Source organism: Enterococcus sp. DIV1067f, from assembly GCF_050543505.1.
GTDB classification, from domain to species: Bacteria; Bacillota; Bacilli; order Lactobacillales; family Enterococcaceae; genus Enterococcus_D; species Enterococcus_D entomosocium.
On record NZ_CP172940.1, the window covers coordinates 478780 to 494404 of the forward strand.

Annotated in this window: 11 protein-coding genes; 9 read left to right on the forward strand and 2 right to left on the reverse strand. The window is 42.2% G+C overall.

Annotated elements, in window-relative coordinates:
- Positions 1-62: 62 nt before the first annotated feature.
- Positions 63-1328, reverse strand: coding sequence for an alpha-galactosidase (locus IGJ42_RS02250; RefSeq protein ID WP_429947016.1), 1266 nt, complete (start codon positions 1326-1328; stop codon positions 63-65).
- Positions 1329-1448: 120 nt separating this feature from the next.
- Here IGJ42_RS02250 and IGJ42_RS02255 point away from each other — a divergent pair, with 120 nt between their 5' ends.
- From IGJ42_RS02255 to IGJ42_RS02295, 9 genes are all read left to right on the forward strand, one after another.
- Entirely contained in the window at positions 1449-2348 is a 900-nt protein-coding gene (locus IGJ42_RS02255) for a helix-turn-helix domain-containing protein (protein WP_060792630.1), read from the forward strand.
- Positions 2349-2388: 40 nt separating this feature from the next.
- On the forward strand, positions 2389-4032 hold the full coding sequence (locus IGJ42_RS02260; protein WP_086294500.1) for a sensor histidine kinase: 1644 nt from the start codon (positions 2389-2391) through the stop codon (positions 4030-4032).
- Entirely contained in the window at positions 4007-5557 is a 1551-nt protein-coding gene (locus IGJ42_RS02265) for a response regulator transcription factor (RefSeq protein ID WP_086299054.1), read from the forward strand. The genes IGJ42_RS02260 and IGJ42_RS02265 overlap by 26 nt, the downstream gene beginning before the upstream one ends.
- A 121-nt stretch (positions 5558-5678) precedes the next feature.
- Positions 5679-7265: an extracellular solute-binding protein gene (locus tag IGJ42_RS02270; RefSeq protein ID WP_086299055.1), complete on the forward strand. Its 1587-nt coding sequence runs from the start codon at positions 5679-5681 to the stop codon at positions 7263-7265.
- Between the two features lie 102 nt (positions 7266-7367).
- Positions 7368-8291, forward strand: coding sequence for an ABC transporter permease (locus IGJ42_RS02275; RefSeq protein WP_016609626.1), 924 nt, complete (start codon positions 7368-7370; stop codon positions 8289-8291).
- Between the two features lie 12 nt (positions 8292-8303).
- A complete protein-coding gene (locus IGJ42_RS02280; RefSeq protein WP_016609627.1) occupies positions 8304-9197 on the forward strand; it encodes a carbohydrate ABC transporter permease in 894 nt (297 codons plus the stop codon).
- Between the two features lie 4 nt (positions 9198-9201).
- Positions 9202-9834, forward strand: a complete 633-nt coding sequence (locus tag IGJ42_RS02285) for a DUF624 domain-containing protein (RefSeq protein WP_086299056.1) — start codon at positions 9202-9204, stop codon at positions 9832-9834.
- 49 nt (positions 9835-9883) lie between these two features.
- Positions 9884-11824: a glycoside hydrolase family 127 protein gene (locus tag IGJ42_RS02290; protein WP_086299057.1), complete on the forward strand. Its 1941-nt coding sequence runs from the start codon at positions 9884-9886 to the stop codon at positions 11822-11824.
- A 175-nt stretch (positions 11825-11999) separates the two neighbouring features.
- A complete protein-coding gene (locus tag IGJ42_RS02295) occupies positions 12000-14831 on the forward strand; it encodes an endo-beta-N-acetylglucosaminidase (protein WP_086299058.1) in 2832 nt (943 codons plus the stop codon).
- 130 nt (positions 14832-14961) lie between these two features.
- Here the strand turns inward: IGJ42_RS02295 and IGJ42_RS02300 are convergent, their stop codons facing one another.
- Positions 14962-15624 (reverse strand): ABC transporter permease, encoded by a 663-nt coding sequence (locus IGJ42_RS02300; RefSeq protein ID WP_005227316.1) that lies wholly within the window; start codon positions 15622-15624, stop codon positions 14962-14964.
- Position 15625 lies beyond the last annotated feature (1 nt).

The window sequence follows — 15625 nt, forward strand, 5'->3', positions numbered from 1 at the left end:
ACAATATGAATAGAAAAGCAACACAATGTGCTCGGCACATTGTGTTGCTTTCATTGAGAGGACTATTGTAATGGGCTTTTGAGTAACAAGACACCATGAGTAGGAACCTCAGCATCGGCAATTGTTTGTTCTTTTTGTTGCCATAACTCAGTGCCGCTTTTAATTGGTAGTAAAGCAGCGATCGATTTTGGGATGGTTTGCGTTTGATCAGAAACATTGAAAATGGCATAGTAGACTGCTGTGTCGCTCAACGCCTCCCAAATGATCCACTCTTGATCACGATAGAACTCTTTTTTCGTATAAATTCTTCGATACATTTCTAAGACTTCAGTATTCGTCAATAAACGTAAGGTAAAGAGATCGATGTCTGGTAAAGTACCACCAAACATCAATGGAGATTGGAAGATCGTCCATAAACTCATCAATAAGTATTGCTCGTCTTCCGTAAAACGTGTCCAGCTGTCACCACCGCCTCCATCAACTGCTCGAATGCCGATATGACCCAACGGTAGCATATCACAGTCAGGCCAGTTACCTGGACGAACGAAAGGTGCCCACTCTGCTGCTCGGTCAAACATGGCGTAAAGGGCGTCCCAATGATCCCAAAAGTCATCCGTCAAGCGCCACATATTGGCATGATTTTGAAAGAAACTACCATTTTTGAGGGCAGCTGGTCCGGGAGACAAAGAAAGGACGATCTCTCGACCGGATCGATCGATTGCACGGCGAATCGCTTTGATTTCTGCTTTATGGGCATCACCGTAAATTTTCGAATCGCCGATATCATCCACCTTTATAAAGTCAACACCCCAAGAAGCATATAATTCGAGCAAAGAATCATAATAAAGCTGTCCTTCAGGCAATGAAACATCGACCCCATACATATCGGAATTCCAAGGGCAGATTGAATTCATAGCAATGTCCCGTGCCCGTTTATCCGTTCCTTTGATCGGCGTATTTTGATGAACTGCTTGTCGTGGAATGCCGCGCATGATATGGATACCAAACTTCAGCCCTTTTTGATGCAGATAGTCACCAAGTTTTTTGAAACCAGCGCCATCTTTTGCTGAAGGGAAACGGTTCTCAGCAGGAATCAAGCGAGAATAGTCGTCCATACACAACGGATAAAAATCATTGTACCTTGTAGACTTTGCTTCTGGTTCGCTCCATTGAATATCCACGACGACATACTCCCAACCATAAGCTTTCAAATGCTCTGCCATAAAATCGGCATGGGCGATCACTTCTGCTTCGGTCACAGAAGCGCCATAGCAGTCCCAAGAATTCCATCCCATTGGGGGTGTTTGTGCAAAATGTAAAAAAGACATCGATTTCCTCCTAGTACGTTTTTCTTATAGTATAGTAAGCAATAAAAAAGAGAGGGAAAGTTTTGTCTACTAGAAATAAAAAAGAAAGAAATCGTCAACGAATGAAAAAGGAGTTGATCAATGGTGTTTCCACAAGAAACAAACTATGCGAAGATTACAGCATACTATAGTGTTGCCCTTGAGCGTTTTTCCATGGATCCACATCAACACCCAGCGTGTGAGATCATGTTTGTGACCAAAGGGAAGTGTAAGATAAAGGTGCAAGATCAAGTAATTGTTCTGGAAAGAAATGATTTCGTTTTCATAAACGCGTTTGTGGAACACGCCTTACTCGTTGAAGGAGATTCCTGCACCTTACTGAATATTGAATTTCTTCTGAGTGAGACACCGTCCGGCCTTTGTGTTCGTGATGTTTTTGCATACATCAAAGGAAATGTACAATTGAATGAGCCTTACGCGAAAAGTCGCGATGTCCGCCAATTTGGACAAGCGATCAAGTCATTGCTGCAGCTGCTAATGATCGATGATACTCAAGAGCAACCGTCTGCTGAACGGCAATTTACGATCGAGCTCTTGTTTAAGCGGATGTTGATGGAATTAGCCTTTTCATTACGTACGAAAGAAACCAAACGGGGCAATTGCTATGTGAACGCTGCGGTCAACTATATTCAACAGCATTTTGATGAAGATATTCAAGTCTCCCAAATCGCAGCGGCTGTGGGGATTACGAAAGCCTACTTGCATAAACTCTTTCATGAGCAACTGGGAGTGACGGTCAACCATTTTCTCACCAGTGAGCGTCTGAAGCAGGCAGCATTTTTACTAAGCAATAGTCAGCTGCCAATCGTCGAAATTGCCGCTCAAGCAGGATTCAACAGTAGGCAGCACTTTACCAATACCTTTAAACAGAAAAAAGGCATGAGTCCTAAAGTTTATCGTCAAATCTACACCCATCAAATCAAAGAAGAAGCAGGACAACATATATTAGGGGAACATACAGCTTTTTTAAGAATGAAGTAAAGACAGATAGTTAGAAAGTGTGAAGCGATTGAAGATAAAAATGAAACTTATGGTAACGATCATTATTGCGAATGTCGTTACTTCGTCACTGATCATTCTCTTTTTTTCTAATACCGCGAATAAGATCATTGATAAAAATATGGAGATCCAAGCGAAAGAGATCGAGGTCTCTATTTTACGTAATATCCATACGATCAGTACGGATCTTAATCATATCAATTATAAATTGATTATGGATGGCTACGACACGTTGAAAGAGGCCAGTGAACAACCACGGATTACGAGAGACACCTTTGAGAGCATCAAACTGACCATGGAATTGAAGGAGATCGTGGAACCATTGTATCAATTTCAACCTTATTTGCTGGGAATGGCGATTTATTCCAAAGAAAATCGGTTGATGTCGTTTGGGTTAGTTGATCCAGTTGTTGAAGAAACGTTGATTGGTTACACCAATGAGGCCGCTTATGCAAGAGAAATTGATGATTCGACTGTTTATATCAAAAATGAAATCAAAGTCGGGCAAGTAGTCCTAGGGCACTTGGTGGGATTTCTTCATACAAGCGAGTTTCTTAATGATCAATTAGAAAACCTCCCAGCTGGGACGCAGATCGCCTTGTTAGATCAAAAGCAAACGGTGCTTGCTGAAGTTGGCACCATTGATGAAGACCAAGCCAATTTGTATGAGAAATCATTCTATAGTGAAGAAGTCGAAGCGTGGTTTCATCTCCATCTCCCCAAAAAACCATTTTTGGGACCGTTGACACAGAATTTGCGACTGATGATTTTCCTGTGTATCGTGATCGTCAGCATGAGTATTTTTGTGGCTACGCTGATTATATTAAAACTGTCGAAACGAATCGATCAATTAAACCAAGCAATGGAGCGGGTCAAGAATAAGGACTTATCGACCACTGTTGAGATTCAAGGAAATGACGAATTAAAACAAATGAGTATAGTCTTTAATTCGATGGTTGCCAATATCAATACTTTAATGGAAGAAAATAAAGCCAGAGAAAAAGAGAAAAAAGAAATTGAAATCGACTTTCTACAAGCTCAAATCAACCCCCATTTTCTGTCCAATACGCTAAACTCGATTACCTGGATGGCTGAATTACAACAGGCTAACAATATTGCCCATCTTTCGAAATCACTTGTATCATTGTTGCATGCCACGATGTATAAGGGACAAGACTTGATTCCTTTGTCTGAAGAAGTAGCCCATGTCAAAAGCTATGTGTCCATCCAAAAAGTTGCCTATATTGATAGCTTTGATGTTCATTGGGCGCTTGATCCAGCGATTTTATCTTGCCGTATCCTTCGATTTATTTTGCAACCCATTGTTGAAAATAGCATTTTGCACAATTTTGTTGGAACGAATAGCGAAAAAGGGCAAATAAAAATAAGTGGAGAAAAAAAGGGAGATAAGCTTTGTTTAATGGTTGAAGATAATGGCAATGGACTAACAGAAGAAGCGATAAAACAGATAAACGAGCGAGAAAAAAGCAATGGAAAACACTATTCGAAAATTGGTATCCATAATATCGATAAACGAATCAAGCTCTACTATGGTCCAGACTATGGGATCACATATGAAACAGAGTTAGGGGTTTACACCCGAGTCATTATTGAGCTTCCTATGATTGGAGAAAAAGACGATGAAGAAAATAGCCCTCTTAGATGATGAGTTGATTTCACGCAACAAAATAAGTACTATTTTACAAAATTTCCCTCAATTTGAAATTGTACTCAGTACGGCAAATCCTTACGAGTTGTTAAATTATTTGGAGATTTATTCTGTAGATCTCATTTTTTTAGACATGAATATGCCAATTATGAATGGCTTAGCCTTTTTAGAACAATTGGAACTGATCGATCGCACGACTAAAGTGATCGTGATGAGTGGCTACGCCGACTTTAATTATGCGAGTGGTAGCATGAAATATGGGGTCGTTGACTATCTTTTGAAACATGAATTGAGCGAGGAAGTGATTTCGGAAGCGCTGAAAAAAATCAATTTTTTTACAGACGAGCCAATGGCTGCGCCTGCTTACGAGACACCCTCTCTACGAGACTTTTTTCATGGAAATACAAGCTTCTTGATGCAACAGTATCCGCATTTTGTAACTGAAAAAATGGTAGGACTTGTTATGATACCTATCTCTATCAGCAAAAATGTTTGGGACAAAGAAAAGTATAAACGAAAAGTGAGCGCTGTTTTAGAGCAATTGATTTTAGACACAAAGAAAGAAACCATAGAAATGCTCTCTTTCGTGACTGATGATGGGAAGCTTTTTATGCTTTACTCGTTTGCAAAAATCAAATCCTATAAAGCGATCAATGATTACTTGGAAACGATCAAAACCAAGTGCTACCATGCTGCTAAGCGCTTACTAGATGTTGAACTTTTTCTCCTGCGATCCCCAGTAAGCAATCAACTGTCGGAGGTATTAGAACTATTTAAGAGCGATGAACGAATCTCAGATTTACTCTTTTTTTCACGTCCGAATGAGTTGCTGCATTTTTCAAGCCAAGAATGCAGTAAAAACGTCTTTCAACAGCATGAGATCGCTTTGTATCTGAAAAAAATCTATTTTTATACCAAATACATCGAACCAGAAAACATCGAATATTATAGTAAAAAACTGTTTGAGTATATAAGAGAAAAACGGGTCGCACGTTCGCTGGCCTTAGAGCTAATTGCACAAATTGATTTTCAAATCAGTTTAGCGATGAGTAATAGCTTTAGACAGCCGATGGAAACGATGATTCAAATCAATTATTATCAACAGTTCGATACGTTACTAAGAATCGAAGCAGATTTTTTTGAAGCCATTTCATTAAGTGTAAAAAATTTCCAAAAAGAAGTCTTTAAGCCTGTTGACGAGCCGGTAAAAAAATGTATTCTTTATCTTCATCAACACTTCAAAGAACCGATCAGCTTGCAGACCTGCGCCGAAGCGATTGATTTAAATTATTCCTATTTAAGTAGGGTGTTTAAGCAGCAATGGGGACAGTCTTTTTCAAAATACTTGTCTGAGTTGCGGATCGATTATGCAAAATTATTGTTGAGTATCTCGTCTTGTAGTGTCAATGAAGTCGCAAGGCAAAGCGGATTTGCGAACTATAATTATTTTTTCCGTGTTTTTAAAGAACGTGTAGGAATCTCTCCATATCAGTTTAACCGCAACATTATGGACTATGAATGAAGCGAATCATGTAAAAATGGTTGGCGAGTAAAAAAAAGAGAGTAGAAGTAAAAATTGTTAATAAAAGCGTTTTCATTTTCGACGTTATACTTAGTGTAACAAGAGTGAAAGGGATGAGAAAATGAAAAAATTAGGTTTGGTGTTTTGTTCCGCAGCATTGATCGGATTGCTCTCTGGATGCGGGGGAGGATCTTCAAGTGAGGGAGATGGAGAGTCGTCAAGCAACCAGTTAAATGTGTTAGTGGTAAAGCATGGCTTGACGCAAAAGAACAAAGATATTGAGTGGTTGAACAAACTAGAAGAAGAACTTGAGCTGACCATAAAGTGGGAGGAAGTTTCCGCTGATTGGGATCAGAAAAAAGCCCCAATGTTGGCTTCTGGAGATATTCCCGATTTGATTCTGGGACCAAATGTTGTGACGGATGCGGAATTTGCGAAGTTTCCTGGCTTGTTCACCGATTTATCTGATCACTTAGATGCCCTGCCAAATGTTCAAAAGATGTTTGAAGAAAAACCAGAAACAAAAGCACTTGCTACTCAACTGAATGGAGAGATCTATGGCTTACCAAAATACCAGCGTTTTTGGCCTAAATCTGCTTCTCGTCAATATATCAATCAAACGTGGCTGGACAATCTTGGGTTAGACGTACCTGAAACATGGGATGAACTATTCGAAGTGTTGGTCGCATTCAAAGAAAACGATGCGAATGGAGATGGGGATGCTAGCGATGAAATTCCAATGGATTGGAGTCCAGTTGGAACCGGCGGTTTTGGCTATTTCCAACCAATGCAGCTTTTAGCAAGTACGGGTATCGTTGTTTCAGAAGGAGGAAATACCGGCTACTTTGCTGAAAATGGACAGGTAGGCAACTTCTTTGTTGATGAGCGTTACAAAGAAACAGTGGAATTTTTGAACAAGTGCTGGGAAGCTGGCTTGATTAATCCTAAGGCTTTTTCTCAAGATTATAGTGCCTATCAGTCCACTGGTAGAGGAGAAGGCGAGACGGCAAAAGTCGGTTTTACTTGGGGCTGGGAAGCTTCAGACCGATTTGGTAATCAGTTAGCAGATCAATATACATCAATGGCACCATTGATTCAAAAAGCTGGAGTGGAACCGACATGGAGCTATGAAACCTCGCTTAATTATGGGGTAAACTTTGCCGTTGTTTCCTCTCAAACCAAAAATATGGACGGAGCCTTAAAATTCGTCAATGCGCTATACGATCCAGAAATCGGAATCCAAGCATTGTTTGGGTCATTGGGCACTAACATCGAAAAAGAGGGGGACACTTACCGCGTCTTGCCACCTGCGGATGAAAATGTCGATCCAGGGACATGGAAGTGGACAACAACTTGGGCGGACAATAGTCCAATGTATATTTCAGACGCTCTTGATGTCGAACTTGGCGCAGATATGAAAGCGAATGAGGTCCAAGATGAAGTGTTGCATCCTTACGTGGATAAAATCGTTCCTGAAGAACAAGTAGTACCATTCAATCTCTTGAAATTTAGTAATGAGGATGCCACAACACTAGCAAACAACAATACAACGATCCTCAATGAAGCAATGACAAAATTTGCTAAATGGGTGACAAAAGGTGGCATTGAAGATGAGTGGGAGCAATATGTCACAACCTTGCAAAATAGCGGCTTAGATCAAAATATCGAGATCGTTCAAAAAGGATTTGATCAATATTACGGGAATTAAGTGAGTGGTGAGGCTGGTCAGAGTTGAGTAAAGCAATCGCAAGTTCATGCTTGAATAACAAAGACCAGCCATTTACCTAAATCTATCAAAGGAGTGAAGATCATGGACACAGTTCTCGTGAAAAAAAATAATCGGTTACTTTCTCATTTCAGTCGACAATGGCAGCTATGGTTGATGGTTTTACCGGCATTAGCGATCATTTTGGTTTTTAATTACATACCAATGTATGGTATCCAACTAGCATTTCGGGAATTCGATTTTACGAAGGGACTCACTGGTGGCGAATTTGTCGGTTTCAAGTATTTCCAACAATTTTTCGAAAGCCCGATGTTCCAAACCGTGATAGTCAATACGTTGCGGATCAGTGTGACAACGCTGATTTTTGGGTTCATTGCTCCCATTTTATTGGCATTGATCATCAATCAAATCAGAAACCCTAAAAGAAAAAAAGTCATGCAAACTGCGGTTTATTTACCTCACTTCATTTCTACGGTCGTGATGGTAGGGATATTGCAAGTCTTTCTTTCACCAGAAACAGGTGTTTTAGTCAACCTCTTGAACTTGGATTCTTCTGTCAACTTAATGGGGAGCGACAGTACGTTCGTGCCCGTCTATGTCATTTCTGAGGTTTGGCAGCACTGTGGCTGGAACAGCATTATTTACTTAGCGGCACTTTCGAGTATCGATACGCAACTCTATGAATCAGCAGATATCGATGGCGCCAATCGTTTTCAAAAAATCCTCCATGTTGATATACCAGCATTAGTGCCAACGATGGTTATTTTGTTGATTATGAATATGGGTGGGGTTTTAAATGCTGGCTTTGAGAAGATTTTCCTGATGCAAAATAGTTTGAATTTGAGCGTCTCAGAAGTCATTTCTACGTATGTGTATAAAATTGGGATCTTAAACAGTCAATTTAGTTATTCAACAGCGATCGGGCTATTCAATAACATCATTAATTTTCTCTTTTTAGTTTTAGCAAATGGTCTTTCGAAAAAATACACGAACCGTAGTTTATGGTAAAGGGGTGGCTATATGAATCTATCACTAACAAACAAACCTAAATCAGATCTTCTTTTTAACCTAGCGATCATCATACTTTGCTTGAGTATCTTTTTGATTGTCGTCTATCCGCTCTTTTTTGTCGTCATCGCTTCAATTAGTGATTCCAACATGGTTTCTAAAGGATTAGTCACGCTCTTTCCTAGGAATATCAGCTTTTTTGGTTTTGAAAAAATTTTACAAGATGCTAGGATCTGGACGGGCTATCGCAATACCTTGATTTATACGTTAGGAGGAACGGCGGTCAATTTAATTTTTACTTTACCCGCAGCTTTTGCCTTATCAAGAAAGGAATTTAAACCTCGAAAACTTTTGATGTTTCTCTTTACCTTTACGATGTTTTTCAATGGTGGCTTGATCCCTACGTATTTACTTTATCGAGATGTGGGGTTGATCGATAGTATGTGGGTCTTTATTATTCCCTCGGCAGTCAATGTCTATAATTTGATCATTGCAAGAAGCTTTTTTGAGACAAGCATTCCGGATAGTCTCTATGAAGCAGCCGCTCTAGATGGTTGCTCCTATGCAAAATTTTTTGTTACTGTAGCACTACCGCTATCCAAAGCAGTCATTTCTGTGGTGGGTCTTTACTATTTGGTCCAACATTGGAACGATTTCTTTACAGGACTCGTATTTATTCGCGACTACGAAAAACAACCTTTACAGATCGTTCTGCGAGATATTTTACTATCAAATCAAGCATCTGCAGGTGGTGCGGGCGCTTTGGGTGATGGCTACGGACAACAATATGCAGATCAGATCAAATATGGCGCCATCATTGTTTCGACCTTACCGATTTTGGTGATCTATCCTTTCCTACAGAAATACTTTGATAAAGGAGTCATGATTGGTGCAATGAAAGGGTGAGTACATGAATAAGCTAGTCGATTTACATGTGAGCATTGGGAAAAAAGGCTTACTGTTATTTCTGTTGCATTGCTATTGGCTGCTGTTTACCTTATTCGGCTTAGTTCTTTTCGGACTATTGCCAGCAACCAATGCGGTTTACGAACTTTGCAATGATGAAAAATATCAAGAAGCAAATGCGATAAAATTGTTTCAGTCCTTTGCAAAAAGCTTTCGAAAAAACTTTTGGAGAATGAATCGATTAGGACTCTTTATACTTCCTTTAACAGCCCTTTTTTCGATTGACTTGATGCTAATGAGACACTATGTCTTTACCGAAGCCGATACAACCGTTTATTTGTTGATCCAACTTCTGATAGTGATTAGTCTCCTTTTTTTAGCCAATCTCTTTTGGTTTTTTCAACACGAACGAGCTTGGAAACCCATGCTTAAAAAAAGTTTGATTCTAATGCTTGGCAAACCTGGATTGACCGGTCAAATTTTCGTCCTTATGGTCGGGATCAGCTGTTGCTACTACCTACTACCGGGTTTATTCTTCGTATTTGGTGTTACACCGCTGGTTTATTTTCAACTTAATTTGTTTAAACAAAAAGATGCGTATGTCTTTTTACCTGAAAAAAAGCATACGACTGTCTAAGCTCGTACATTTACCATAAAATCTCAAAATAAAAGAATAGGAGAACGAAATGAAAGAATTCGCATTAAACAAGATCCAGCTCACGGACGAGTTTTGGCAAGGGTACCAAGAGCTTGTTCGCAAAGAAACGATTCCTTACCAATACCAAGTCCTAAATGATGAAATCGATGTAGATGTTCAAGCAGAACGGGAAGATCCTAATTTGCCAGCTGGGAAAAGCCATGCCTTGGCGAATTTTCGCATCGCTGCAGGGCAAATGGAAGGAGAACATTTTGGCTGGTTTTTCCAAGATAGCGATGTCTACAAATGGATCGAGTCGGCTGGGTATAGCTTGTTGAATACCAGCGATCCGCAATTGGAAAAGACAGTAGATGAAGTGATTGACTTAGTTGCTGCGGCGCAAGAAGCGGATGGCTACTTAAATACCTTCTTTCAATTGACTCGACCGAAGTTAAAATACCGTCAGTTGTATTTCAGTCATGAACTTTATTGTGCGGGGCATCTAGTCGAAGCGGCTATCGCTTATGATCAAGCAACAGGTAAGGATAAATTACTGACCGTGGCAGAGAAAAATATCGCCAATATTTGCACGTATTTTGGGCGGGAGCCTGGAAAAATTCAAGGTGCTGATGGCCATCAAGAGATCGAATTGGCTCTGGTGCGTTTGTATGAATACACCGGTAAACAAACCTATTTGACATTCGCTGATTTCTTTCTTGAAGTACGTGGGGAAGATCCTGCCTTTTACGAAAAAGAAATCTTGAAAAACCAAGCGGATGGCTTATCGGATGAAACGCCAAGGGTAGACCTCACCTATTTACAAGCCTACGATCAACCTAAAAAGCAGCATGAAGCCAAAGGTCATGCGGTACGAATGCTGTATATGGCAAGCGGGATGGCAAAAGTCGCCCAGCATACCCAAGATCAAGCATTAATCGACGCTTGTGAAGCGATTTGGGAAGACATCGCCTGTAAGAAAATGTATGTGACCGGTGGCGTCGGCTCAACCGTTCACGGGGAAGCCTTTGTCGGTCCCTATGATTTGCCAAATGATACGATGTATTGTGAAACCTGTGCAGCCATTGCATTGGTCCAATTTTCTTTTGAGCTGTTCAAACTAACCAATGAACCAAAATATTTAGCGACGATGGAACGAGCGTTGTATAATAGCGTCCTTTCTGGTGCGGCAATTGACGGCAAACACTTTTTCTACGTGAATCCTTTGGAGGTCAATCCCCAACGAGATCAAGAAAATCCTGGCAAAGGTCACGTCAAAGCCCAACGACCCGATTGGCTCGGTTGTGCGTGTTGTCCGCCCAATTTTGCACGGATGGTCGCATCGCTGCAGCGCTTGGTTTACACTTGCGATCAAGAGAAGCTTTACGTGAATTTATTTGTAGCAAGCCGTTTAGAAGAACCTGATCAATTTACGTTTGAACAAACGGGCGGGTTTCCTTTTACAGAGGACCTCACGATTCGCTATCAAGGCATTCCAAAGACGCTCATCATCCACAAACCTAACGGACTAAGTAAGTTTCAAATCGATAGTGAACACGAATGGCAGGAGACGAACGAGGCAATCATCTTTGAGGCAGTCGAAAACGTGACGGCCAATATCCGTTTTGAACAACCATTGCAAATCTTGCGTGCGAATCCTCAAGTTATTCAAGACATCAATCAAGTCGTATTGCAACGTGGCCCCTTCGTGTATTGCATAGAAGAAGCCGACAATGGTCAAGCACTCTGGCGTTGCCGCATCGACCCACAGGCGCTGGAGGCGACCTTTGCGAAAGAGGATACGTTGTTGCCAACTACTTTACGTTTGGCGATCAAAGGCTACCAAAGCGAAGAATGGTCGGGAACAACCCTTTACGAAGAACGAGCGGAAACGGTCATACCTCGTACGTGGCAACTGATCCCATACCATTTATGGGGCAATCGGGGCATAGGCGAAATGCGCGTTTGGCTGCCGCTCGTTGGAAAGGAGTAAGAAGTAAGCAGGGCCAAAGAGCTTCCCCAAAAGGAGGCTCTTTTTTTTCTAAACTCAACCTTCTTGGATTTGTTGCATGATTTCTTTAATTTGTTCCTATATTCCTATCTTTGAAAGCGTTATCGTTTTAGTGTAGGAATGTTGGCGGGTTTATGTAAAACAAGGAGGAAGAAGTGTGACAAGGAAAATCAGTAAAGTTGGCGTATCTTTGTTGGTATTGGCAGCGGCAACGGCAATCGGTGGCTGCACCCAAAGTGAGGCGAAGACAACTGGAAAAGTCGTTTACCAAGAAACAGCCAAAAGTACGTTGGAAAAAGCGATGGACAATCAACCGGAGTCGTCTTATTGGTTCCCAGAGGATTTGTTGGCATGGTCTTTTGAAAAAGATCCAGATGCGAAATATAATACCAGCGTTGTTCCATTAGCGCAGCGGGCAGCTAAAGAGACGTTGCCGAAGATGAATGACACGCAAACGGCAGAAACCAAAGTCGTAGCGCTTTCGATCATGAATAGCAGTACGAGCGGCAATGCACCACGAGGGATCAATACCTTTGATGCCAATGTCTTTTCTTATTGGCAATACATCGATCAATTGGTTTATTGGGGCGGCTCTTCTGGCGAAGGGATTATCGTACCACCAAGTCCTGATGTAACGGATGCTGCTCATAGGAATGGCGTGCCGGTTTTAGGAACGATCTTCTTTCCACAAACTGCCCATGGTGGGAAGTTGGAATGGCTAGATACGTTTTTAGCTAAGGATGAGGACGGCAATTTTCCGATCGTAGAAAAAATGATCGAAGTTGCCAATACGTATGGCTTTGATGGCTGGTTCATCAATCAAGAAACCGATACGGCGGTCACTAGTTTTGATGATGCAGCGGAAGGTGTCGAACAATCGGGGGCTGATGGTAAAGGACTAAATGAAAGCCACGCCAAAGCGATGCAAGAACTGATCGCCCAATTCAAAGAACAAGCCGACGAGCATTTAGAGATCATGTGGTATGATTCCATGACGAGTGATGGGAAAATGGATTGGCAAAACGCGTTGACGGATAAGAACAAAGCCTATTTAGTGGATGCAGAGATGAACCCATTGGCAGATAGTATGTTCTTGAATTTCTGGTGGACCACTGACAAATTGGCGGACAAAGAGCTGTTGAAGGCCTCCAATGAAAAAGCCCGTGAAATCGGTGTCGATCCTTACGATCTTTTTGCTGGGATCGATGTACAAGAAAATGGCTATGCAACGCCTGTGCGCTGGGATCTGTTTACGGATGAAAAAGGCGTTCCTTATACCTCATTGGGCCTGTATGTGCCTAGCTGGACCTATTCTTCTGCTAGTACGCCGGATGATTTCCAAAGCAAAGAGAATGCTTTTTGGGTCAATAACACGGGCGATCCTCGGGAAAGCCAGCTGCCAGAAGCGACAGAGTGGCCTGGAATCTCCACGTATGCCCTGGAACAGACCGCTATCACAGAGCTGCCTTTTGTGACGAATTTTAGTCTGGGTAATGGCTACAACTATTTTATCGACGGAGAAAAAGTGTCCAGCCGCAATTGGAACAACCGAAGCTTGCAAGCTGTTTTGCCGACCTATCGTTGGGTCTTTGATCATGGAAAAGATAATGATTTGGCTGTATCAATCAATTATGCGGATGCCTACAATGGCGGAAATGCACTGAAACTACGTGGACAGATGACAAAAGGCAGTACCAGTCACATGGCATTGTATCAGACAGCATTTCCTGTGACGAAAAAGACGAAGCTAACAACGACTGTCAAAGCAACGGTACCGACAACTCTTGATTTGGTCGTGACCTTAGCCGATGGTTCGACACAAACAATCAAAGGAGACAAAGAGGTCGCAACAGACTGGACGACGATCACCTACTCATTGAAAGACATCAAAGGAGAAGTGACAGCGATCGGTTATGACATAACCACGAAAGAAACCAGTGATGTCTATGAATTGAATTTAGGGCAATTAACGATCGGAGATCAGAAAGCGGAGAAATTCGCTGCCGAAGCATTGACGGTTGAGGATGTGCTCTTTGATGAGGAAGAGGGCAACTATGCGGGTGTCCGTTTAACGTGGGAAGCTGCCAAGGACAAGACAGCTGCGGTTTATGAGATCTACCAATTGAACGATGACGGCTCACGCTCTTTCTTAGCAGCTACGCCAGCAACCAACCACTATTTGAATGCCGTTGAACGTCCAAAAGGGACGAAAACCAAGTTCGCGGTGGTGGCAGTGGATCGCTATGGCAATCGTGGCAAGCTATCAGATACGGTGGAGATCACTTGGCCGAACAATCAGCTGCCAAAAGCGGCCTTTACAGCCTCTAGAACCTTGGCAGCACCGGGGGAAACGATTACCTTCACGAATACCTCATCTGCGAATGCTGAAGCATTCGAATGGACGTTTGAAGGCGGCGATATCACGAGCAGTACAGAAGAAAATCCCCAAGTGACCTATTCGGAACCAGGTACCTACAAAGTCACGCTTGTTGCCAAAAACGAAGCAGGAGAGACCCCTCTGGAAATGGCGGGATTGATCACGATTTCTGCTGATGCGCCGAAAGAGTTGCTGCTGCTTTCAAAAGATGCCGAAGCAACTGCTTCATCGTTTGTCAATGATGCCGAAGCACCGGCTTTTGCCCTCGATGGTGATTTGAGTACGAAGTGGTGTGCGACAGGCAATGCGCCTCATGAGTTGATGATCGATCTCGGTCGGCCACAAACGGTCAGTGAAGTACGCCTCGCTCATGCGGAGGCTGGTGGAGAAGGTCCAGACATGAATACGCGGGCGTATACGGTGCTCGTCAGTGAAGATGGCAAAGACTATGAGCCAGTTTCACGAACGTTGAAAAATGAAGCCGGCAATAGCACCAATACGTTTGCCGTCCAGAAGGTGCAATATGTAAAAATCAGTATCGATAAACCAACACAAGGAGCAGATTCGGCAGCCCGAATCTATGAAGTCGAAGTATACGGAATGGATAAATAGCGAAAAAGAGCAGGGCGTTAAACCTAAGAAGGGAAGCGTCTGAAGCATGCTTTTCTGAAAAATGACCAAACCCAAAAAGCCGTTGCGACCAATAAATGGTCACAACGGCTTTTGCTTTTTGCAAATAAGTTTAGCGTGACGTACGGCTGGCTGGATCTAAGCGGCGTTCAATAAAGCTCAATCCAAGATCCGTAATGATCGCCATCAAGGCAGTTGGTAAAGCACCGGCTAAGATGATCGATGCACCATCCGTCGCATTGGTTCCACGGATGATGATGTCCCCCAGTCCACCAGCACCAACGAAAGCCCCAATAGCGGTGATACCGATCGCCACGACTAAGGCGTTTCGAATCCCTGCCATGATCACCGAAACAGACAATGGCAATTCGATCATATACAATCGTTGCCAGCTAGTCATCCCCATCCCTTTGCCGACATCTAACGTATTGCGGTCGACTTGGCGCATGCCGGTATAGGTATTTTTGATGATCGGTAACAAAGAATAAAGGAAAATCGTTAAAATCACGACATTCACACCTAAGCCCATGCCGATCATTAAAATCGAGATCATCGCTAAAGATGGAATCGTCTGGATGATATTGGCGAAACGAATCACCCAATCTGCCAAACGCATTTTTTTAGAAATCAAGATCCCGATTGGAATCCCGACGATTGAGGCAAAAAGTACCCCGTAGATTGAAATCAAGAAGTGACGAATGAACTGGGCAAAAACATAGCCGCCATTTTCTTGAAAATAGAAAAGAAATTGTTGGAATAAATTCATGTCTGCCATT